The 22,576-nt window shown below is 37.8% G+C and carries 18 protein-coding genes and 2 pseudogenes; 18 read left to right on the top strand and 2 right to left on the bottom strand.

The genetic code is table 11. The features are described 5' to 3' along the window. Nucleotides 1-795: 795 nt before the first annotated feature. Nucleotides 796-1,023 carry a hypothetical protein gene (locus tag AC5KOD_RS18345; RefSeq protein ID WP_496916041.1) on the bottom strand — a complete coding sequence of 76 codons (228 nt, stop codon included), beginning with the start codon at nucleotides 1,021-1,023 and terminating at the stop codon, nucleotides 796-798. 427 nt (nucleotides 1,024-1,450) lie between these two features. Here AC5KOD_RS18345 and AC5KOD_RS18340 point away from each other — a divergent pair, with 427 nt between their 5' ends. From AC5KOD_RS18340 to AC5KOD_RS18305, 8 genes and pseudogenes are all read left to right on the top strand, one after another. Next, on the top strand, nucleotides 1,451-2,431 hold the full coding sequence (locus tag AC5KOD_RS18340) for a LacI family DNA-binding transcriptional regulator (RefSeq protein WP_496916040.1): 981 nt from the start codon (nucleotides 1,451-1,453) through the stop codon (nucleotides 2,429-2,431). Between the two features lie 110 nt (nucleotides 2,432-2,541). Continuing rightward, entirely contained in the window at nucleotides 2,542-3,852 is a 1,311-nt protein-coding gene (locus AC5KOD_RS18335) for an ABC transporter substrate-binding protein (RefSeq protein WP_496916039.1), read from the top strand. Between the two features lie 45 nt (nucleotides 3,853-3,897). Continuing rightward, nucleotides 3,898-4,779 carry a carbohydrate ABC transporter permease gene (locus AC5KOD_RS18330; RefSeq protein ID WP_496916038.1) on the top strand — a complete coding sequence of 294 codons (882 nt, stop codon included), beginning with the start codon at nucleotides 3,898-3,900 and terminating at the stop codon, nucleotides 4,777-4,779. Further along, on the top strand, nucleotides 4,779-5,627 hold the full coding sequence (locus AC5KOD_RS18325; RefSeq protein ID WP_496916037.1) for a carbohydrate ABC transporter permease: 849 nt from the start codon (nucleotides 4,779-4,781) through the stop codon (nucleotides 5,625-5,627). The genes AC5KOD_RS18330 and AC5KOD_RS18325 overlap by 1 nt, the downstream gene beginning before the upstream one ends. A gap of 15 nt (nucleotides 5,628-5,642) precedes the next feature. Beyond that, complete coding sequence (locus AC5KOD_RS18320) at nucleotides 5,643-7,115, top strand: glycoside hydrolase family 32 protein (protein WP_496916036.1); 1,473 nt, start codon at nucleotides 5,643-5,645, stop codon at nucleotides 7,113-7,115. A gap of 9 nt (nucleotides 7,116-7,124) precedes the next feature. Continuing rightward, nucleotides 7,125-7,988 (top strand): ROK family protein, encoded by an 864-nt coding sequence (locus tag AC5KOD_RS18315; protein WP_496916035.1) that lies wholly within the window; start codon nucleotides 7,125-7,127, stop codon nucleotides 7,986-7,988. Between the two features lie 228 nt (nucleotides 7,989-8,216). Further along, a pseudogene (locus tag AC5KOD_RS18310) lies at nucleotides 8,217-8,315 on the top strand (transposase); the annotation flags it as partial. A 46-nt stretch (nucleotides 8,316-8,361) separates the two neighbouring features. Next, nucleotides 8,362-8,640 (top strand): annotated as a pseudogene (locus AC5KOD_RS18305) (transposase); the annotation flags it as partial. Between the two features lie 310 nt (nucleotides 8,641-8,950). Here the strand turns inward: AC5KOD_RS18305 and AC5KOD_RS18300 are convergent. Beyond that, nucleotides 8,951-9,520: a recombinase family protein gene (locus tag AC5KOD_RS18300; RefSeq protein ID WP_496916034.1), complete on the bottom strand. Its 570-nt coding sequence runs from the start codon at nucleotides 9,518-9,520 to the stop codon at nucleotides 8,951-8,953. Between the two features lie 534 nt (nucleotides 9,521-10,054). Between AC5KOD_RS18300 and AC5KOD_RS18295 the strand changes: the two genes are divergently transcribed. The 10 genes from AC5KOD_RS18295 to AC5KOD_RS18250 all read left to right on the top strand — a co-directional run bounded on the left by AC5KOD_RS18295 (nucleotide 10,055) and on the right by AC5KOD_RS18250 (nucleotide 22,545). Continuing rightward, nucleotides 10,055-10,597, top strand: a complete 543-nt coding sequence (locus tag AC5KOD_RS18295; RefSeq protein ID WP_496916033.1) for a serine integrase family protein — start codon at nucleotides 10,055-10,057, stop codon at nucleotides 10,595-10,597. A gap of 163 nt (nucleotides 10,598-10,760) precedes the next feature. Then, complete coding sequence (locus tag AC5KOD_RS18290; RefSeq protein ID WP_496916032.1) at nucleotides 10,761-12,566, top strand: SpaH/EbpB family LPXTG-anchored major pilin; 1,806 nt, start codon at nucleotides 10,761-10,763, stop codon at nucleotides 12,564-12,566. A gap of 27 nt (nucleotides 12,567-12,593) precedes the next feature. Further along, a complete protein-coding gene (locus tag AC5KOD_RS18285) occupies nucleotides 12,594-17,420 on the top strand; it encodes a SpaA isopeptide-forming pilin-related protein (protein ID WP_496916031.1) in 4,827 nt (1,608 codons plus the stop codon). Then, on the top strand, nucleotides 17,417-18,088 hold the full coding sequence (locus tag AC5KOD_RS18280) for a pilin N-terminal domain-containing protein (RefSeq protein WP_496916030.1): 672 nt from the start codon (nucleotides 17,417-17,419) through the stop codon (nucleotides 18,086-18,088). Before AC5KOD_RS18285 ends, AC5KOD_RS18280 begins: the two co-directional genes overlap by 4 nt. Before the next feature lie 90 nt (nucleotides 18,089-18,178). Further along, entirely contained in the window at nucleotides 18,179-19,984 is a 1,806-nt protein-coding gene (locus tag AC5KOD_RS18275; protein WP_496916029.1) for a sortase family protein, read from the top strand. 15 nt (nucleotides 19,985-19,999) lie between these two features. Beyond that, the gene (locus tag AC5KOD_RS18270) at nucleotides 20,000-20,353 is read left to right on the top strand and encodes a hypothetical protein (RefSeq protein WP_496916028.1); all 354 of its coding nucleotides are present in this window, start codon (nucleotides 20,000-20,002) and stop codon (nucleotides 20,351-20,353) included. Between the two features lie 91 nt (nucleotides 20,354-20,444). Then, nucleotides 20,445-21,005, top strand: coding sequence for a recombinase family protein (locus AC5KOD_RS18265; RefSeq protein ID WP_496916027.1), 561 nt, complete (start codon nucleotides 20,445-20,447; stop codon nucleotides 21,003-21,005). Next, a complete protein-coding gene (locus tag AC5KOD_RS18260; protein ID WP_496916026.1) occupies nucleotides 21,002-21,349 on the top strand; it encodes a hypothetical protein in 348 nt (115 codons plus the stop codon). Before AC5KOD_RS18265 ends, AC5KOD_RS18260 begins: the two co-directional genes overlap by 4 nt. A gap of 172 nt (nucleotides 21,350-21,521) precedes the next feature. After that, the gene (locus AC5KOD_RS18255) at nucleotides 21,522-21,836 is read left to right on the top strand and encodes a hypothetical protein (RefSeq protein ID WP_496916025.1); all 315 of its coding nucleotides are present in this window, start codon (nucleotides 21,522-21,524) and stop codon (nucleotides 21,834-21,836) included. 274 nt (nucleotides 21,837-22,110) lie between these two features. Then, the gene (locus AC5KOD_RS18250) at nucleotides 22,111-22,545 is read left to right on the top strand and encodes a GNAT family N-acetyltransferase (RefSeq protein ID WP_496916024.1); all 435 of its coding nucleotides are present in this window, start codon (nucleotides 22,111-22,113) and stop codon (nucleotides 22,543-22,545) included. Nucleotides 22,546-22,576 lie beyond the last annotated feature (31 nt).

The raw sequence follows: 22,576 nt of genomic DNA, 5'->3' as shown, positions 1-22,576 counted from the left end.
ATGGAAGTATTAACTATTTAACGCCCCAAGAAATGGAGGACCGTGCTAAACAAGTAGCTTAGATCTTTCACCCCTACCATTTTTTTGCGAAAAAGTCATGAGTATCATTCGTCATCGCTTTCCATAGCGGTCAAGCGATTTGGGCTTGAGGGGGATGGGAAACGATGGCACACTCTCAAAGTGACATTTTTCAAAAAAGTCTCCCAAAAAGCGTCCAAGATATTGACTTAAATCCAATATCTTGGATACATGACACATGTTAGTAGAGGCAATTAAGCTAATTTAGTTTTTCTTCTGATTTTCAACGAAGCATGAAATGACTATAGGATGTCTTCTAACCATTTCTCTACTTCAATTACTGTATATCGGCTAGTATCATCTTCACGAACGCCACTTTTTAATTGATTCGATTCTGGTCTGTTTAATTTTGTTCTACTGATTTTCTCAGTGAATATCTTACTACACTCATCTTAATTTAATATGTCAAGTTGTCTATTTAATTCTTGGGATCGTGTACTAATTCTAGCGTAACGATAAGTATAATTCATGCTATCACTATTGTGTCGTGAATGGTGGTTAATGACGTGTGGTTTTCGAGATAAGTTTTGACACAATTATCGATTATTTTAATTAATTTTTTCTATTGAATTTTAACTGTCTCATAAATCGTAAGTTTATAGTGATTTGATCCTGACAAGAATCGGCAAAGAAACCCTTTTGGAATAAGAGGGCTTCAAGCTTGTTGTATAAGTTTTTATCGTCAGTCAAAAACCAATAATTTTGATGTTAGTAGAACTAAGATTTGAATGTCGTAAATTGTTTTTTTATATACATGATTAAAGAAGCAATCGTGATCACAACACCAAATAGTATACTAAATGAAGAAAATGACTCAATATTCTTTGTTATGCCTTCTGTTCCATTAAAAGCGAATTGGATCATGAAATAGCATGAAGCGATACACCCCCAAATACTCCCTAATATTTGGTAAACTTTCTGTTCCATTTTTTTTCCATTTTTCATTAATAAAACTCCCTTTCATTTATACAGTTGTTTTCTTATCTGAACTTAGAATATCATCTGATCAACTTTTTTTCTTTCTTTTTTTGTTTTGTTGCAAAAAATTGATATTTTCTTGCATGTCAGGAGGGATGCAACGCAATGTATTGTAATGCGTTTGTAAAAATGAGTGATCATATGAGGGCTGAGAATCAATTTAGGAGAAAAATAAATTGAAGATATGAAAGTGAGTTGGGTTTTAGAAGGAATGGATATTAACCTCAGTTGAGCATAAGGTTATACTCTCATATGTGACAACATGAAAAGTTGAAAAAAACTTTTAAAAATAGTATGGTGAAAAAAGAGATATTGCGTTTATAAAAAACAATATATTGGAATCGTTTCAAAAAAATGGTAAAATAGAGAGAAAACAAGATTGAGAGGTTTAAATATGAAAGCAACGATGAAAGACGTGGCATCCCTTGCAGGAGTTGGAGTTGGGAGCGTTTCAAGAGTGATAAATGGTGTGAAAGTTAAAGAAGTAACAAAAGAGAAAATTTTAGCTGCCATTAAAGAACTAGATTATGTGCCAGATGAATATGCCAGAGGGTTAAAAACGAATCGAACTAATACGGTAGCCCTTATTATACCAACGATTTGGCATCCTTTCTTTTCGGAATTTGCCTACTATATAGAAAATACATTAAGTAAAAGAAATTATAAGCTACTTATTTGTAATGCAGATGGAAATCCTCAAAAAGAAAAAGAATACATTGAGATGGTTAAACAAAGCAAAGTTGATGGGATTATAGGGATTACTTACTCAGATATCGACAAGTATGTGTCTTCAAATATTCCTTTTGTTAGTATCGATCGCCATTTCTCAGAGCAAATATCATATGTTACAGCAGATAATTTTTTAGGTGGTCAAATGGCAGCTCAGGAACTAATTAGACGGGGTTGCAAAAATTTGGCTTATATCGGAGGAACTTCACCTTATCCGAATGAAACAAATAATAGAAAAGAAGGTTTTTTTAGTGAGTGTCGCAATAATGATGTGAAGGTAACAAGCTTAGTAATGCCAGAACCAATCGATGATTTGGCTGAGCAATTAGAAGTGTTTATGACCGATAATATGGCGATTGATGGGATTTTTACAATTAATGATTTTATGGCTTTAGATGTGATGAAAGTTATGGAGAAGCTAAAAAGAAACGCTCCAGATGACTATCAAATCATTGGATTTGATGGTGTTAGAATTGCTGAAGAAAAGGCTTATTTATTATCAACAATCGTTCAACCGATTGAAGATATGGCGATGTCTTCAGTCGAAACGTTATTAGATATGGTGCTAAATCAACAGGAACCTAAGCGAGACGTTTTACCAGTTCTTTTCAGAGAAGGTGGCACAACAAAAGTAATTGACAAGTAAAAAAAAGCGTGGTAATCTGTAATCACAAATTAGAAACGTTTCCATTTTTCGGAGGCGTTTCTAAATAAAAATAAACTGGAAACGTTTCAAAAAAAGAAAGGGGAATAACAATGAAAAACAAAGTAATCGGGTTTATTGCAGCAAGTATTTTAACGTTGGGGCTAATTTCTGGATGTGGCAACGGTGAGAAAAAAGCAACTAAGAATCCAGGAGATATTAAAGTTTGGGTACAGTTTTCTGATGAAACTTCAGAAGGAAAAGCATGGCAAGAGGTTGTGGAAAATTTCAATAAAGAATACGAAGGGAAATTTAAAGCAACAACAGAGTATATCCCGAGAAGTGGTAGTGGTGGTGGATACGAAGATAAAGTAAATGCTGCTATTTCAACAAACAGTTTACCAGATGTTATTACTTTAGATGGTCCTAATACGGCAGCCTATGCTCATTCCAACGTTCTTGCCCCATTAGATGAATTTTTAGAGGATGCTGATATGGATGATGTGCTAGACAGTATTAAGCAACAGGGAACATATGATGGCAAAATGTATGCCTTTGGTTTTTCTGAGTCAAATGTAGGGATTTACTATAATAAAAAAATGTTTAAAGAAGCAGGCGTTAAAGAGGATGAAATTCCAACGTTAGAGAAACCTTGGACTTGGACAGAATTTAGTGATATTGCTGCAAAGCTATACCAAAAATATGATGCACCTGTTTTTGATATGCAAATTGCTAATAATGATGAAATGCTAACGTATGGCTATACACCAATTATTTGGTCAAATGATGGTAATGTTGTAAATGAGGATGGAACTAAAGCAGAAGGCTATTTTAATTCTAAAGAAACAGTTGAAGCTTTTGAGTTTATTCAAAGTTTAGTGAAAAATGATTATGTGCCGATTTCACCAATTGAAAAAGGATTTGAAACTGAGAAATACCCAATGTACCTGAGTGGTTCTTGGACTATGGCGGATTTAGAGGAAAACTACAAAGATGTTGACTACGGTATTTTACCTTATCCAGTTTCAGATAAAACGAAAAAATTAGTTTCACCAACAGGAAGTTGGCAATTAGGTATGACCACTAAAACAGAAGAGAAAGAAGCTTCTGCTGCTTTTATTAAATTTGCAACTAACACAGAATCAAGCAAAATTATTAGTTTAGGTAACAGTGTATTGCCCATTAGAAATTCAACAATTGAGCTGATTAAAGACGAGGTAAATGATGGCATGAGAATGTTAATGGAGCAAAATCAACTGTCTGGACAAGCAAGACCGGTCGTTGTTGCTTACCCACAAGTATCAAGAGCGTTCCAACAAGCGGTTCAAGATATTTCTTATTTTGAAGAAAATCCTGATGTGTCTAAGGTTTTGGAAACACGAACAAAAGAAATGCAACAAGCAATCGATAGTTCACTTAAATAAAAAGTAAAGGCTATCGCTTTGATAGTCTTTAGGGAAGGGAAAGATATGAAATCAAAGCCAACTTTAAAAGATAATTTACTAGGATATAGTTTCTTGTCCCCGGCACTTATATTGCTAACGATTTTTTTACTTGTGCCGGTGGGTATGGTGTTTTATTACTCCTTTACGGATTATTATTTATTAACGCCAGATGCTCGGCAGTTCGTAGGATTAGAGAATTTCAAACGTCTAGTAGGAGACCCCATCTTTATTAAGAGTATTTTTAATACTGCCAAATTTGTTGTTTGGATTATTCCCGTGCAGTTAGGAGCTGCGCTTGGGATGGCACTGTTGATTAACAAACAGAGAAAGGGAAATATCTTTTTTAAAGTTGCTTTCTTTGCACCAGTTGTCATGTCATTAGTTGTTATCTCCATTTTATGGTTGTATCTACTAAATCAAAATGAAGGGTTAATTAATGCCTTACTGAATAAAGTAGGCCTTGATTCATTGCCTTTTCTAACGAGTCCTAAGCAAGCTATGTATACCATTGTTTTTGTTTCAGCTTGGCAAGGGGCTGGGTACCAGATGCTGCTCCTTTTAGGAGGGATGCAAAATATTCCTCAGGATGTTTATGAAGCAGCGGATATTGATGGATTTTCTAAATTCCAACAGTTTTGGTATATTACGTTACCTTTGTTAAAGCCAACGACTATTTTTGTTTTTCTTACAACACTGATATCTGCTTTCAAACTAATTGTTCAGCCAATGGTTATGACCCAAGGTGGACCGATGAATTCAACCATGACGATGGTTTATTACATCTATCAAACAGGTTTTACTGATCGCTTAGTAGGGTATTCGAGTTCGATTGCTTTGATCTTTACAACCTTAATCGGGTTAATTACTTTAGGACAAAGAAAACTAGTGAAGGAGGAGCAAGACTAATGGGGAAAAAAAAAAAAGTATGGACGATTGTAGAGTACGTCCTCCTTATTTTACTAGCGATGTTGTTTCTGTTTCCAATGATTTGGATGATTGTTTCTTCTATGAAACCAGAAGCAGATGTCTTTAATAACTTGACGACATTTAAAGCCTTTTTACCTAGTTTAAATCCAGCAAATTGGTTTAAGACTTACCAAGAAGTTGTCAGCCGATTTAGTATAGGAACCTATTTGCTTAATAGTTTATTTTATGGACTGACGTTTGCTTTTGGGTCAGTTTTAGTGAACTCATTAGCTGGCTTTGCTTTTGCTAAAATCAATTTTTCGGGTAAAAAGATCCTATTTGGTTTGCTACTAGCTTTATTAATTATCCCAATGGAGACAGTCTTAATTCCTCAGTTTACCATTATTACAAAGTTAGGGTTAGTGAATAATCGATTGGGTGTTATTCTTCCTGGAATTGCTAGTGCGTTTAACATCTATTTGTTTAGAAATTTTTTTATTGCGATACCAGAAGAAATAATAGAATCTGCTAAATTAGATGGTGCGAGTATTTTGCAAATCTTTTTTAGAATTATGTTACCTATGTCAAAACCAGCGATTGCAACAGTTGGGGTTTTATCTTTTATTGGCAGTTGGAATGACTACATTTGGCCATTGATGGTTTTAACAGATAAAAGTAAATTCTCTATGCAAGTTGCAATTACAGCGATCAACACGACTCAACCAGTTTATATTAATCAAGTGATGGCTGTATTAACTATCTCCACCCTTCCTCTAATTATAGTTTATATAGCTGCTCAGAAATACATTGTTCAAGGCCTAGGAGGGTCAGGAACAGGAATAAAATAATCAGGAGACTAAAAAATGACGGTATTAAAAAAAGCCAATCAATTTATTTTAACAAACCGAGCAACAGTTAATCCAACCTTTCGAAATCACTACCATTTAATGGGGCCAGTGGGCTGGATTAACGATCCAAATGGGTTTGTTTATTTTCAGGAGGACTACCATTTATTTTATCAATTTTATCCTTACGACAGTGTTTGGGGACCCATGCATTGGGGACATGCAAAATCCAAAGATTTAATTAACTGGGAACAGTTACCAGTTGCCCTTGCGCCAAGTGAAGCCTATGATATTGATGGCTGTTTTTCTGGAACAGCTTTAGTTGAAAATGATAAATTGTATTTGTTTTATACAGGACATGTAGAAAATGATGAATTAAAAAGAGAAGTCCAGTGTATGGCTGTTTCAGAAGATGGTCTTCATTTTGAAAAATCTGCTAGTAATCCACTTGTAGATGAATCCCATATTACTGGTATTGCTTCTTATGAAGATTTTCGAGATCCTAAAGTTTTTAAGAGAGACACTAATTATTTTATGTTAGTTGCTTCTCAAACGGAAGATTCTCGCGGGCAAATTTTAATGTTCAAATCAGAAGATATGAACACTTGGGATTTTTATTCGATTTTATTAGAAGGCGATAAGAGTCAAGGGATTATGTGGGAATGTCCAGATTTATTTCAGATTGATGGAAAAGACATTCTCATTATGTCTCCTATTCAGATGCCGGTGGAAGGTAATAAATATGCTAATAGGAGTTCTACGGTTGCATTTATCGGTAATATTGAGTGGTCCACTGGAAAATTAGTAGTAGAAAATTACCATGAGATTGATAGTGGCTTGGATTTTTATGCGCCACAAACCTGCTTTAATGATAAAGGAGAGCATTTCTTGGTTGCTTGGATGCAGATGTGGGATCGTAATATGCCGACCAATGAACTAAAACATGGGTGGGCAGGCTCAATGACTTTACCGAGAAAGTTATCTTTAGAAAATAATGTTCTAAAACAAGAACCAGTAGAATTTTCTAAAGATCAGTTAAGAGAAAGAAATAGGTTAGAAAATCAATTGCTTACGAAAAGCTCTCTTTTAAAAGAAACTATCTCTCAAAGAAATCGATTTACGGTAGCAATTGATTTAATGGAAGCAACGAAAATAAACCTTTACTACGGAAAAAACGAAGAGACTTATTTTGAAATTAGTTATGATAAGGAAACGTCTTTATTAGAAATAAATAGAGAAAAAATAGGTTATTTGATAACAGGAGCTGAAAAACCTCTCCTAAATAAAAGAGCAGTCGTGGTCCCTTTGATTGATAATCAATTAGTTTTAGACATCTATGGTGATACGTCTTCTATTGAAGTCTTTACTCATGATGGTCAAGCACTATCAACTACTTTTTTTGAAGAAGATTTTTCAGAGATATTAGAAGTGACTTCTAATGGAAAAGCGTTAATTAAACAATTAGTGATTTATGATATCACGATAGATTAGGAGGTGGAAATGATGTTTGGTGGAATTGAAGCAGGCGGAACAAAGTTTGTTTGTGCAGTATCTGATGAGGCTTTAACAATTATAGAGAAGAAAAGCTTTAAGACGACGACTCCAGAAGAGACAATGAAACAAGTTATTTCTTTTTTTAAGACTTACGAAGTTGAATTAGAGGTAATAGGTGTGGGGGCATTTGGCCCTATTAATGTTAATAGAAAATCTGAAGAATACGGCTATATCACATCAACTCCTAAGTTAGCTTGGCAACAATTCGATTTTGTTGGTATGTTGAAGCAACATTTTGCAATCCCGATTGCTTGGACAACTGATGTAAATGCTGCAGCTTATGGAGAATACCGCCATGGGAACGGGATTGGTAAAGAGAGTCTGGTTTATTTTACAATAGGAACTGGCATTGGCGGCGGTGCGATTCAGGAGGGGAAATTAATTCAAGGTTTTTCTCATTCAGAGATGGGACATATGTTAATCGAGCCTTATAAAGATGATTCTTTTGAAGGGGCTTGTTCATTTCATAAAAACTGTTTAGAAGGTATGGCATCAGGTCCAGCCATTGAGAAACGTCTAGGGATTAAGGGGCAAGAATTAGCAGAGGATCATGCATATTGGCAAATAGAAGCCGATTACATTGCTCAATGTGCTTATAACATAACGTTGATATTAGCACCAGAAATCATTGTGTTTGGTGGCGGAGTGATGCAACAAGAGCACATGATTCAACGAGTTAGAGCGAGGTTCGAAGAAAAAATGAAGGCGTATGTTTCTTACCCTGAATTAGATGACTACTTAGTGACTCCGAAGCTGGGTAACAATGCTGGCATTATGGGATGTCTTGCTTTGGCAAAAAAAATAAGTTAACGTTGATAGTAAATCAATAAAATGAGTAAAAGCCTCTTTTTTATTATTTTGATTGTGGACCTGGTATTGATTTATCAATTAATGCAGGTCTTTTTTATATGTTTTGAAAATCTCTGGCTATGCCTGAGGTTCAGGAGAGCTTCAAGCGATGTATAAAAAACCCCCTTAAAATGATAAACTAGACTTGGTTTCCCGACCGCAAACTAATCATTTTAAGGAGGTCCTATAATGAATATGGACAATCAAAGTTTATCACACACAACATGGAAATGTAAGTATCATATCGTGTTCGCGCCGAAATACAGAAGACAGATAATATACGGAAAATAAAAGTCGAGTATAGGAAAAATATTACGAGAGTTACGTCAAATAGAAAAGTAGTCTAATGATTTTTAATCGTCATGCTGAACTAAAATATAGATATGGTAATCGGAAATTTTGGTGTCGTGGTTATTATGCGGACACTGTAGGACGAAACAGAAAGCAAATTGAAGACTACATAAGAAATCAAATACAAGAGGATTATGTAACAGATCAACTGACATTATTTGAAGAGTATGATCTGTTTACAGGAGAAAAAATAAGAAAGAGATTCTTTAGAATCAGTGCGTCAATGTGGTGCAAAAGAGAGACCGCTCAGAGGACCTTTTAGGCCAGGCCGGCAATAGAGACTTTCAGCCGCAGAGCAAACCTCCAGTTCTCACTGGAGGCTTTGATTACGTAAGTTGGATTAGAATGTTTTGATGCTTAATAATAAGTTAGGTTCGTTAATGTGATATTGTTCCTCATCTATGGATTAAAATAGCCCGTGTAATACACTTTTTTTTGAGGGAGTCAACTGCTAACCTGTGGCAAATAACTTAAAAAAAACAATTTGATAGTAGCTATTACGAATTCAAGTGAGTGGCTTATCTTATTAAATGTGATCATTCTTATAAATGCATTCACATAGAGAGGAAAGGTTATTTTTGTCTAAGCGGGATATCTTTTTGGCGTAAGTGATAGTAAATATTGGTCACAGAGACATCACACATCGTAGCGATATCTTTTACAGGTAAGCTGGTTGATTGGTACATAGCAAGTGCTCGATCAACTTGCTTTTTCCGAATAGGGCGTCCAAGCTGCTGTCCATTTTCCTTGGCAGCTTCTAGGCCAGCTAAGACTCGCTCGCGAATTAATTCAGCTTCCATTTCTGCAAAAGCGCTCATAATAGTAAAGAAAAATCGTCCCATTGGGGTTGAAGTATCAATATTATTTTGAATGCTGACAAAGTTTATTTGCTGTTGGCCAAACCATTCAACGAGTGTTAACAGCTGTTTTGTTGACCGTGCCAGTCGATCTAATTTGAAAATAACAAAGGTATCACCAGGTTTTAATGCAGAAATGGCTTTGTCTAGTTCAGTTCTATCTGGTTTTCTTCCACTTTCATGTTCTTTAAAAAGAATATCAACTCCGTAGCTCTCAATAGCACGCAACTGAGAGTCAAATTTTTGTTGATGAGTACTAACGCGCATATAGCCTATGGTAGTCATGTTTTTTGTCTCCTTACAAAAAATTAGTTATTTTTCGATAAACGATCTATAAATGCTAAACGACTAGAAAGAGAAATGAACTTTTTTTCTCTTTCTAGTCGTTTAGCATGAGGAATAATGAATGAGAAAATAAGGGATGAAAAAAAAATAGCTTGACTATCCCCCTTTAAATCAAGGTTTTTTAATGAGTTGCTAAAAAAATTAAGCTGTTCAAAAAAAAAGTATTAAATTTTTATTGACATCATTATAGCATTACTATAAACTATAGTTTTTGAAAATAACAATAAATGCACGTTATAAAAATATTTTTAAAAGGCAAAAGCCCTCAGTGACGGGTTTTATCTTTTAGAAATATTTTTTTTTTGGCGTTTTTGTTGTGTTTCCCACTAACTATAGTTTTTGGGAATCACTAGAAAGAGAAAAGGTCATGATAAAACGACTTTTAGAACGGTGTACTAGTTCGTAAACTCTTTTGTGTAAAGAGGAAACGGATGTGTGTTTGATCGAACTTTACTATGGAAAGGAGAAGAGCAGATGGCTACTTATGTGTATATTAGAAAGGATTATCCAGTTACGACGCTTGAACAACTAGAGGTTTTAACACAAACGAAGTGCGCGGGGGTTTTCATTGAAGAAACTGACTTTAATCAAGAAATAGAATTGCTGAAGTTATTTGAGAGTCTTGAAACAGAGGATCAGATTCTAATTTATGATTTACGAGTGTTCGCGAAAGGGACGAGTGGATTCAAGCAATTATTAACAGAGCTTCGTTCTAAAAATATTCGACTTATTAGCATCGGAGATAAGTTAGATACTAATATATCGACCACTTTTTATTCAGATGTCATTAAAGTACTTGATATGGAAGAAAAACATCGAAGCCACCTAATTAGAGTGAGTATTGAAAAAGCAAAATCAGAAGGTCGAATTACGGGCCGTCCTCGTGTCAATGAGGAGGTGATAAACAAGATGGTATTTTTATTTGAAAAAAAGAATATGACCTTACGTGAAATAGCGGACAGTTGTGGAGTTTCTCTTGGAACGGTTCACAAGTATGTTAATGGGAAACGGTCATAATTAAGGCATACCTGACTAGGTAGTTAATGAAGTCAGTTTGTATAAAAACTAGCCGATTGTTAAGTGATTAACGATAAGGAGGTGAGGCCGACAATAGCGGGTAAAGTAGTTTTAAGTAACAATATAATTAGTTAAAAACAAGTGGGAAAGTGGGAATAATGGAATGAAGTCTTATAAAAGTAAAGTAATCGGATGTTTGGTGGTATCAACCACATTTTTAGCAAGTGTAGGAGGCGCTCTAGTCATTGATACGCCAATGGCACATGCAGTAGAATCATCTAAAGTGATTAGTAGTAACCCTGTGTCAGATGAAACAAGTGATCGTACATTGACCTTATGGAAATATGAAATCAATAATACATCTGAACTAGGCGAAAGAGGCGACGGCGAGACAGCGCCAGATTTAACTGGAAAAAAAGTGATGCAAGACGTTAAGTTTGAAGTGGTGAAGGTCATCCCTGTAGCCGGTGCGTCTTTAACTGATCCGACCAAACAAGAAGTGGGAACTGATTATACAATCGATCCAGCTTTTACAGCTAAAACAGGCGTGACAGCCGCAGATGGTAGTTTGGTTTTTGATCTTAGTGAAGGCCTAGCTAATAAGAAAGATGCCGATGGGATTTATTTAGTTCGAGAAGTACCAGATGCTAGTGGGGATTACACGTATACCGATCCTGAGACAGGTGAAACAGGCTTGAAAGTTGCCTCACCTATGGCGCCATTCTTTGCTTGGGTGCCACAAACAAGTCGTAAGGATACAGGGAAGCTTGTTTACGATGTGAATGTCTACCCTAAAAACATTGTTACAGATGTGACATTAGATAAAACTGTTGAGGGTGGTAAAGGCTTCTCAATTCAAGCGGGGAACTCATTCCAGTGGGAAGCTACTACGAAGTTGCCAAGTGGCCTATACAATGAGATCACAAAAGACATGACCATCATCAATCGTTACGATAAAGACGGGAATTCTCTGCCAGATTTACCAATTACAGCGAGTCCAGAAGCACCGTATGAGTTGTTTGCAGATTACTTTACTGTGACAGATGATCTTAATACACAATTACTATTAGAAGATGTTGTGGTAGAAGTGACGACTGATGGCACGACATGGACACCAATAGCTCAAGGAACCGATTATAAAGTGTCACTGAATGGTTCAGAAGTGGCAGCACCAAATCCTGTCACTAATATGACAGCAGGAGATAAAAAGACAGTCACAGTCGATTTAACACAAGCAGGTATGAAGAAAGTGACCGTTGATAAGGATACTCATATTAGAGTGGTGTATAAAGTCACTGTTGAGAAAGATTTTAATGGGACGATTGATAATGAATACAATGTTAAGTATTTAATTCCGGGTCAAAAACCAATGGACACTACCAGTGATAAACCTGAATTTTATGATGGTGGTTTTAAGTTAAACAAGGTGAACGAAAAAGGCGACAAAACACTTGCGGGAGCAGAATTTTATATTGCGGAATCAGAAGCGGATGCCAAAGCGAAGAAATTTTTAGCCTCCGATGGTAAAAGCTATACCTTAAAAGAGGATGGTTCAGCAGATCCCGCCTTACCAACAGGTGTAGAGTTCTTGAAATCAACAAGTGATGCAAGTGGTAAAGCAGAGTTCAACGGGTTGAAATTAGATTGGTTTACCGATTCTAATGGCAATGGGCAACAAGATCCAAGCATTCCAAGTGAAGCGACTTGGGAAAAGACGGCTATTTCAAAAGATTACTGGGTAGTTGAAACGAAATCACCAGAGGGCTATGAGTTACTAAAAACACCGGTGAAAGTCACAGTTAAACTAGATACGCATGAGAATTTAGTGGTGGATGTGGAGAATAAAACCAAAACGGACTTGCCGTTTACAGGGGGCACAGGCACAACGATTATGATCGTGTTAGCTTTAGGGGCGATTACAGTTGGTACAGTGGCTATTTCAATTGATAAAAAACGCCGTCACGCATAAGTCAAGACAGAAAGGATAGGCAGACACATGCACAAACGAAAAAAACAGAAGCAGATGGTCGCCGTTCTTTTAGGAATTTGTCTTCTAGTTAGTTGGATGGGGTTAGGAGTAAGAGGAACTTTTTTGAAAGCCAAGGAAGTTCCTCGGGAGTTAGTGTCCATTAAGGTGAATGGAGAAAAAGTAACAGATATGCCATCACTGGTGGAAGATAAAGATGTCAAAATCGAATTAACAGCAAGTGAGAGCCGCTGGGTCACACTACCCGTGTCACAAAATTATGAAGTGTTCGTCTATGATGATGAGAAGCCAGTGAAAGTAAAAAATTTGGTGAAGACAGATTTTGACATAAAAGAAGAGGTTGCGCAATTAAAAGCTGATACTAGCAAAGCGGAGACAACTTTGTCGAGTGAGGCTATTCAGCTAGTAGATGAGGCGGGAAAAGAAACGATACGATATCTTCGTTTGATCAAAGATCAACCGCTAGAGTTATTGGTCAAACGAGGCACCTCAAATAAAAGTGTGTTGAAGGTCGTAGATGTTGTTGACAAGACAGATAGTCAAGAGTTGCTGACATTTGCAAAGCTAGACATTGCTTCAGCCTTCAATCAGGTTCCTAAAGAGACCTCAACTGAGTCACAGGATAAAGATGAGGCATCAGTTGTCTCACCAGAATCCGATAAGCCAGTGGAGAAAACAGAAGAGACAACTACGCCCTCCTCACCTGATACGCCAATTGATTATAGCCGAGTGATGGCAGTTGAAACAAAAGAAACGAAGAAATCATTAGAGGATTTACAAAAAGCTGATTATACTGATGAAGATTCCTTGAAGACGCCGATGTTACTTACGGATGATAGTGAGAAAAAACGTGCAACAAAAGAAGAGTCTCCGATTATTGTCAGGGATGTTTATATTCCTGTAAAAACAGGGACATCTTCCTTCGATTCAGATGATGTCCCTGGACATGATTCTTCTGAAACTAATGATATTGTCAGATCCTTTGATCAAGTCAGCTATCTAGTATCATTTTCTATTCAAAATACCTCATTAACGGATAAATATACTAACATTCGTTATCGAGTTATTACAAACTTATCTGATGCAGTAGAAATGGATGCAGGTAAGCCTGTTAACAATGGAGAAATCGCCAATGGTGGTTACCAAGATTATGAAAGTGGGGATGGTTCACAGTACTCAGAAGGGATTATGGAATCGGTTATTAGTGATACGGGACAAGTCTTTGTTCCAGTCATCATGAATGTGTATGGTGCTAATCATGGTAAAAAGTTGAAACCGACTTTTGAATTGGAAATTGTTGATGCAGTAAATGTTAAAACAGGTGAGAAGGTCGCCATCAACAAAAAATACGATGAAACAGCTTTAGCTAAGTTATCTGTAAAAGAAACAACTGTGTCAGCGAAGCCGTCAGTCGGTGTTCGTTTGGTTCAAGGAGAAGTTAAAACAAATGCCGTTTTTGGGTCAACGAATACCAATATTCAAGGTTATGATGTTGGTGCTGTTACAATCTTACAGCCATTACCTGAACGATCTACAGGTGACTACCGAGGGTCAACGTTTCCTAAGGGAGCGGTGACGTATCAAATTAAGCAAAAAGGGGAGTATCAGATTGGAAGTAATGCTGCTAAAGCAATGACTCAGTCTCAGTACTCTGCGTTTTCTGTTAAGGCCTATGCTCCAGCCATTACTGATCGTAGTCAGGCAAGTTGGGTTAAAACAGGAACAGTGAAAACAGAATTGTTTACTAAGCCACTTGATTCACCCAATGCCAAAACAGGGGCTATATATACCTCCCAACCAATGGGAAGCTTAGCTCAAATAGGAGTGTATGATTCAGGTAGTTTTACGACTTCATCAAGTTCTTATGTAACCAATGTGTCAAATACTAATTATACAGGAGTGGTTAATCCCTATACATATAATATGACAGGAAATCGAACACAGTCTGCTACTTCAAAAAGTTTTTCGAGTTTGGAAACTATTTTCCAATGGGATCAAACTACCACTCGTAACTTAGCTTTAGCCAATAAGTGGACACGATATGAAATGAGTTTATATGTTGATTCGGTTAGTTATGACGGAATTACTACGTCAAATAGCTCAACTATTTCATTTCCGACCGTTGTGACTCCTGGAGGGACTTATTGGTCTCCTACAACTATGATAGTTGAAACAACAGCTACTTCTGGTTCGTATAACATTGATGGCGTTAGATATGCTTCTGCAACCCCAGGGGTTACTGGGGGGCTAAATAATTATGGCAATCTACAATTATCTATGGGGCAACGTGGTTATATGACAAATTACGCAGGAACTTCAAATGTTACTCTTGGTAAAGGTGGTAATCATATTTTAATGTGGGATCCATCTGGATTCAAATATGATCTGAATCGAAAAACTTATTATGATTTATGGTCAACAAAAAATAGAAATTACCTAATTAAGTATGGAGTAGCTAAAAAGTTATCAGATACTCCTCCTTACACAATGAAAGTTGGACAAGTTGATTATAATAAGAAGCTATATAACTGGTATGATACGCCTGAAGAAGCCGTGAAAAATGGAGAAATCAGTGCGGCATATTGTGAAGGGCAATATGATCATGATGCGTCTGTTTATGGAAATCTTACGACTTATTTGAAGGTTCCTGTTATTGTTACTTCCAATCCGGGTAGTAAAACTCCTGCGGGTAATCCAATTGTTGTATTAGGGGCTCATCAATTTTTAGACAAAGATCAAAAAATTCTTTATCAGAGTCCAAATACAACTGAAACAGGTAAAAGCGGAGGTTATACAACTGCGACTGGAACAGGCACATATAAGCCAACAGTTTTTAATAATTCAGGTATTCCAACGTCTATTCCGATGGAATATTGGAATTACATTGGTGATAGTGGCTATGTCAAGCAGATGGCTATCACCACAAAAACAGATGTGAAACAATCCTTGTATCAATCAAATGAAGATATTGATATTACGGTGACAGGTGTCACTACTGGTAGTAAAGATATAACTTACGATGGGGCACTAACTACGACATTGCCGAAGGGAATTAACTATAAGCCAGACACATCGATGGATGGCTATAATAGTCCCTTACCCAATCCAAGTATTATATCTAATGCAGATGGTACTACAACACTTCGATGGGAATTTGAAAAACTTAATGTAAGTACAGGGGTGGAGGTCAATTTTGTAGCCACATCAGATTTTACTCAATTGACTTTTGGAGCTAATGGCTATACGGGAAGTTTAACCGTAAAAACTGTTGGAGAGCTGTGGACATCATCTGATCCAACATTGAAGGATGAGACCAAAGAAGAAATCCGTTCTTCAACAGACACTTTTATTGAAATGCTTATCCAACAAATTATTCTGAGTAAGACGGCTGATAAACCAGCTATCGAAGTTGGAGAAAAAGACCCATTAGGAGTGGATAACTCGATTACGTATACTATCAAGATGGTGAATGAAAGTGCCTCACCTATTCCAAATTCCAAGCTATTGGAAGTATTACCATATAATGGTGATTCCCGTGGTACAAAATTGAATGGTAGCTATACGGTAACGGATGTTGCGGTGAATGATTCGACAGCGAAGCTAACCTATACAACAGGAGCTGTAGATGAAAAGGCTGATCCAAACAGTCTTTCTGGCTGGACAGCATATACACCTGGGACGACTCCAGTTTCAGCGATCGCAAATGCGAAAGCTTTTCTTGTGTCACATGAGTCACTACCAGTAGGGAAAAGTATCGAACTAATGGTGACCATCAAACCAACGGGTCAAAAAGCAGGAAATATCTTGGTGAACAATGCTTCAATGAACTCTGATTTAAATCTTCCTGTTCATTCGCAAACCGCTATTACCCGTGTCTATAGTCGAGATTTAACAGGCGTTGCATGGTATGACGATAATCTAGATGGCCTAATTGGGGCTAAGGCAAATGGCACGGCAGAAGTGTTTACTAAGGATATTCCAGTGAAGCTGTATCGCACGAGCTTGGCGGATAAAAGCTATACGAATAAGCTGGTAGAAGAGAGCTTAACAGGTGAAAAATTTGTTGATGCGTCAGGCAAATCGTTGATTAAAACGGATGCGAATGGGAAGTACGTCTTCCCTAATTTACCAGAGGGAGAGTATGTTGCCGAGTTCGTGATTGATGACTTGATTGCCAAAAAACAGGTCTTAGTCACGAAACAATTAGTGGGCGATGATCCCACTAAAAATTCTAAAGCAGATCAAACGACTTACCGAACACCAGCTTATAAGCACCCCTTACTAACAGATCTCAACAGCGTGGCGAGTCTACCTGATAGTCAACACCATGTAACAGATGTGAATTTGGGATTAGTTAAATCTGGAACGGTTGAACTATTTAAATACGAGGCCGGTAGTGCAGTAGATAAAGATGGCGATGGGAAAATTAGTGAAGAAGAAAAAGCCTCAGGAAAACCACTTGTTGGCGCGGAATTCGACGTCTATACCAAGGACATGAAAGAAAAAGTCAACAGTGGGGTCACTAATGACAAAGGGTTAATTATTTTTGACACAGCTCTTTTCCCTGGGGAGTATGTCTTGATTGAGACGAAATCACCCGAAGGTTATGAGCTAGTCAAAGTGCCGATTCCAGTGACAGTTAAGGAAGGGAGTCAAGTTATCTATCTGTATCAGGATGATAATACGACAACAGTCTTACCGTTTACGGGAAGCGATAAGATGTTCTTGATCTTACTTATTGGTGCCGCAGGCCTCATGAGTATTGGAGCGATCGTAGTCCTTTATCATTACCGACCAAAAGCACTCGTGTCAGGCAGAAGGGGGAAATCATCATGAAGAAGCTAGGACGTTACTTTGGGTGTGCCCTTCTGTTCATCCTGTTAGGGGGAATGTTCTCTCTAACAGCAGAGGCAACGGAGGTGGAAACCTATGGCTTACATATCGTTAAATACCGACTTGAAGAAGGAATCACTCTTCATCAAGAGTTGCCTCAAGATGGGACCAAAGTTGAAGGCTTAAAAGATAATAAGGGGAATTCGATCCAGCCCTTAGAAGGAGCGACCTATCACTTGACGCGCGTTGTGTTGAGTGCAGGAAAAACCGATCAGGCCGCGATTGCCTCTTATGAACCAGCCGTAGGAGCAGAGGCATTCACTATGTCTCTTGTGACGAATCAACAAGGAAGTGCCGCTATTAACGGCTTAACCAAAGGGACCTACATTGTTGAAGAGGAAGCGAGTGAGTTGATCAAAGAACCAATGGCTCCCGTCCTTGTCCATTTACCAATGGAAACGGCTAATGGTCAGTTGACAGAAGTGTACCTCTATCCGAAATCTAGTGTGGTTACACCAGGCAAGACACCTACTCCGTCGCCTGAAGCCCCTAAAAAATTGCCACAAACAAGTGGCACGATTGGGAGTATGGCACAGTTGATTTGGATGCTAGGGATGATTGGCGTGACAGGCCTAATGGGCTTTATACTGTCTAAACGCAAGCGCGGATAAGCAAAAGTGGGGGAATTCGACAGTACGTGAATTTCCCCGTTTTGTATGGCGTAAACAAGACAGGTTTATAAGAAATAAGAGGACGAAAAGATGACAAAAAAAACAAAGCGAACCACTCATTCTCAATCAAATTCACGGAAACGACGGAGACGAAAAAAGGAAGTCCCTCGTAAAAAAGGGTCGTTGTTACGCGTGTTTGCCTTTTTAATGATTTTTGGAGGCATTGCGGTCTTATTGTACCCAATTATTGGCAATTATTTGGCAAATCGAGAACGAAGTGAGGCGGTCAGTCATTACGACGAGACGATGAAGGAGCTTTCTCAGGAGGAGATTAGCCGACAGTGGGAGATGGCAGAGGCATACAATACCTATGTATTTAACCAGCAACAAGGCCGCCCGAGTCAAGAGGTTTTGTATAAACGTTTGTTAAATGATGGAGAAGTGATGGGGACCGTCGATATTCCGGGGATTGGAATTGAGACCTTGCCCTTTTATCACGGCACCTCCTACAAAACCTTAGACAAAGGCTTAGGTCATTTTGAACGCTCCTCTATCCCTATCGGAGGGATGAATACACGCTCGGTGATCACAGGACATAGTGGTGTTAAAAACCAAGTGCTCTTTACGGATATTCGTAATCTGAAAGAGGGGGATGTTTTTTTCATTAATATCTTGGGGAAACGTCTCGCATATGAGATTTATTCCTTCGAAGAAGTCTTACCGGATGAAGTGGAAAAGGTCAAGATTGAACCAGATAAAGATATTGTCACACTCTTGACTTGTACCCCGCCAGGGATTAATACGTATCGGTTATTGGTGAATGGTCATCGTATTCCTTATGAACAAGCCGTCGCAAAGCCTGTTGAGAAACGAAATGTTTGGAGCTATCAAACAATTGTTCTAACCACCTTAGCTCTATGTGCCGTGATTGTGCTTATCTTGACCATTGTGTATCGTTGGCTCGTAAAGCGATCAAAGGTCAAGGTACCAGAGATATCGTTGCGAGCGAAGCGTAATATTAAACGTTTGATTTATGTGACAAGAGGACTCTTTGTGGTGTTATTAATCACCATGATCGCTGTGATTATAGTCGCGATTTATGGGTATTTTCAAATGAAGCAACAAACTGAATTAGGTCAGATAGACATCGGTCAAACCGAAGAATTGGCAGCCTTCAATACCGATAAAATTTTGCAAGCCAACTATGAAGAACGACAAATTGCCAGTGTTAATATCGCCAATTATGCCAAGGCTAAAACCAATGCTCAAAAAACAATCAATGATTGGGGCATAGGCAAGCTGAGTATCTCAGAAGTTGGACTAGAATTACCGATTTTAGCTGGGTTGTATAACGATAATTTATTGAATGGGGTAGCAACCTATCGTCAGGATCAAAAACTTGGGGTAAGTAATTATGTGTTAATGGCTCATAGTATTAACGATGAGGATGTTTTGTTGTATCGGACAAAATTTTTAAAGAAAGGCGATCTGATCTATGCCAGTGATTTTAACCAGCTCTACATCTATGAAGTCACACGCAACGAGGTGATTCGTGATACCGAGGTAGAGGTCATTGCGCTGACAGATGACCCGATCATTACCTTATTACGCTGTGAAGGGGATATTGGGACAGAGTATCGTCGTCTGGTACAAGGCAAGCTAAAGGAAACACAGCCATTGGCCGATGCGAATCAGGATCAATTGACCCAGCTGTCTTTCTCTAAAAAAAAGGCAGCGAAAGATGGGACACTTGTTAAGAAGAATCCGGTGTCGTATCCCCAACAGTTTGGGATGAACCTAGCGGCGACGATATTGTCTGATCCCATGCAGACGGTGGTGCCATTGGTATTGTTGTTAGTGTTGCCAGTTATTTTTTTGAGTGTGATTCATGTATAAAGAGGGGGATGATAGATGCTTATCGTTAATTTATTGGTGTTACTGTTAAGTGTGGGGACTGTTTGTTTAATCCTGTATCAAGTGATAGCGGAGAAGAAGAAACAGGTCGTTATGGCATCATTAAAAAGGAAGAAACGACGCCGAGCGCGAGCGAAGGCTCAGCAGCAGCAAGCCTTTCAGTTGCGACTGACTTTGGGGTTAGTGTCATTGAGCCTGTTGGTGACGGTAGGGATTCTCTTTAAATTGGAGAGTCAGTCTAACAAGTTGACACAGGAAGTATATGAGTTTAAAGGGCGTCAGCAACAACTTGAAGAAGCTCAAGCAAGCCTTCTGGACTTGCAGACAAGTTCAAGTGAGGAAAAGGAATAACGCAAGAAGGCTCACGGCGTGAATGGGAGTTGTGAGCTGGATGAAGCAGATGAGGCACTAATAAGAGGGAAAAATTAGGAGGTCATTCATCGTGAAACAAGCGGTCATTGGGTATACAGCGCGCCCAGATTTAGATTATCAACACTTAATTGATAAGGGAAATTGCCAAGAAGTGATAATAGTAAATGAAGAAGAAGATTATGTCGAGCAGTTTATGGACTTCTTAAAGCATCATCAGGTCTCTCGGCTGGTAGTTCATACGTTTAGAAGTATAGGGATTCAACTCAGTCAATTGTTGCCTGCTATTCAACTGATTCAGGAAGAGGAAATAATGTTTCACTTTTTAGAGAATCCATTTGATTCAGATGATCGTTATTTAGAAGTGTTGAGTGAGCTGTCAAAAAATGAAAAGCAGATTATTAGCACACGAACACGGATAGGCTTGAAGAAAGCTCAAACAAAAGGATGCGTTAGCGGTCGTCCGCCTATTAATCAGGAGACAATTGAACAGATTCATAAGCTCTATCATCAAGAAAGAAGGACGCTTCGGGATATTTCAGAGCAGTGCGGAGTGTCATTAGGGACGGTTCACAAATATGTTCATCGGCTGACGTTAGCTAGTACTGTCTCAACAAAGGGTCAGAAAGCATGAGTTATTGTTATATTTCTCGTGAAGAGTTCCATCAATTGAAGGGAGCTATTAAGCAATTGAACTGGACTTGGCAGGTATATCGACAGCATTTTCCAGACGGGTGGTATGACTTTAAGTATCAACCTGTGATACGTTCTTTTATTGAACTGGATAAGGAAAATCAGTTATTATCACAGGCAAAGTATAAACGATTTCCTAAATGTGTCCGTGTGCCTAGAGGAGCTTATCAAGAGTTAAAGGAGTTGGCTGAGATTTATGGGGAGCTGAATAATGTGTTGGCTCATCCCCCTTATGGAAAAAATGGTTATGTATCTCGTAAAAAAAAGAAAGAAGAAGGTAAATGAAACAGAAACTAGTGGTTAGTTTAGCTTTATAAGTAGCCTAGTAATTGGTCTTTATTATTATTTAAATAAACAAGCATTTAGAGAAAATAATGAATTGGAATAAACAGGCTTTGGGGACGGCCCTAGTCAGTAATCCTGTCCCCATTTTTTGTGAAGAAGCGGAGGAAAGGGCATGGCTGTATATGGTTATGTAAAAAGGTCTTATCCGTTACCGACGAATGATCAATTAAAAATTGTGTCAGATTATCATTGCGAAGCAATTTTTATTGAAGATAGGAAACAGGGGGATCAAGAAGAATTTCGACGAATGGTTAAGGAACTAGTTCCTAGTGATATTATTGTTGTTGCAAGTTTACAAGTATTTGGCAGTGAGGCTACAAAAGTAGCGAACTGTTTGGCAATTTTAAGAAATAAAAAAGTCCAGTTAATCAGTTGGAGTACTCAACTTCATTTGAACTACTATAAGAGGAGTAGGGGAGTGTTATAAGAATTTTTTAAGTAACGAATTTGTTCTACTTCGTTTTTGGAAAAATGAATAAAGGATATAGTGATAATGATTGAGCCCGTCTAAACAATGAGGGCTTTTTTGTCGTTTCTTCAAAAAAACTTATTAGGAGGGATGTTTTTACTGTAATCAAATAAAAATGAGCTTATTTGAAGTGTTATAATATGGAGAGAAACGGATTAGTTTAAAATAAAAAGATCAATGATTAGACTCAGTTGGTTGAATCAAACGACAAGACGAAAAGGAGACTATTTTGATGAATGAGCAAATACAAATAAACTTAGCAATTCCGAAGGTTGATGACTACTTAGCATTAAGAAAAAGCGGCGGCTTGTCGGCAAGAACTCATAAAGGAGCCGCTGTTGGATTAGCCAATAGCCTTTATAGTGTTTGTCTGAGAGACAAAGCAGAAAATAGACTAATCGGTATGGGAAGAATTATTGGCGATGGAGGAACTAGCTGTCAGATTGTGGATGTTGTTGTTGCTCCTGATTATCAAAAACAAGGGCTAGGAAAGCTGATCATGAGTCAATTATTAGTCTACATCAAAGAGGAAATAGATGACTTAGCATATGTGTCATTGATTGCTGATGGCAAAGCCAGCCAACTATATGAACAGTTTGGATTTGTAGAAACGAAGCCTAAAAGCTCAGGGATGTTCTATAAACGATTAAATAAGGCTAATTCTTAGTGATAAATAATCCGAAAATATGGAGGGAGAT

This window comes from Vagococcus sp. WN80Y (assembly GCF_059621045.1).
The sequence above is the reverse complement of the archived record's forward strand: the minus strand, read 5'-3'. Positions and strand labels throughout refer to the sequence as shown.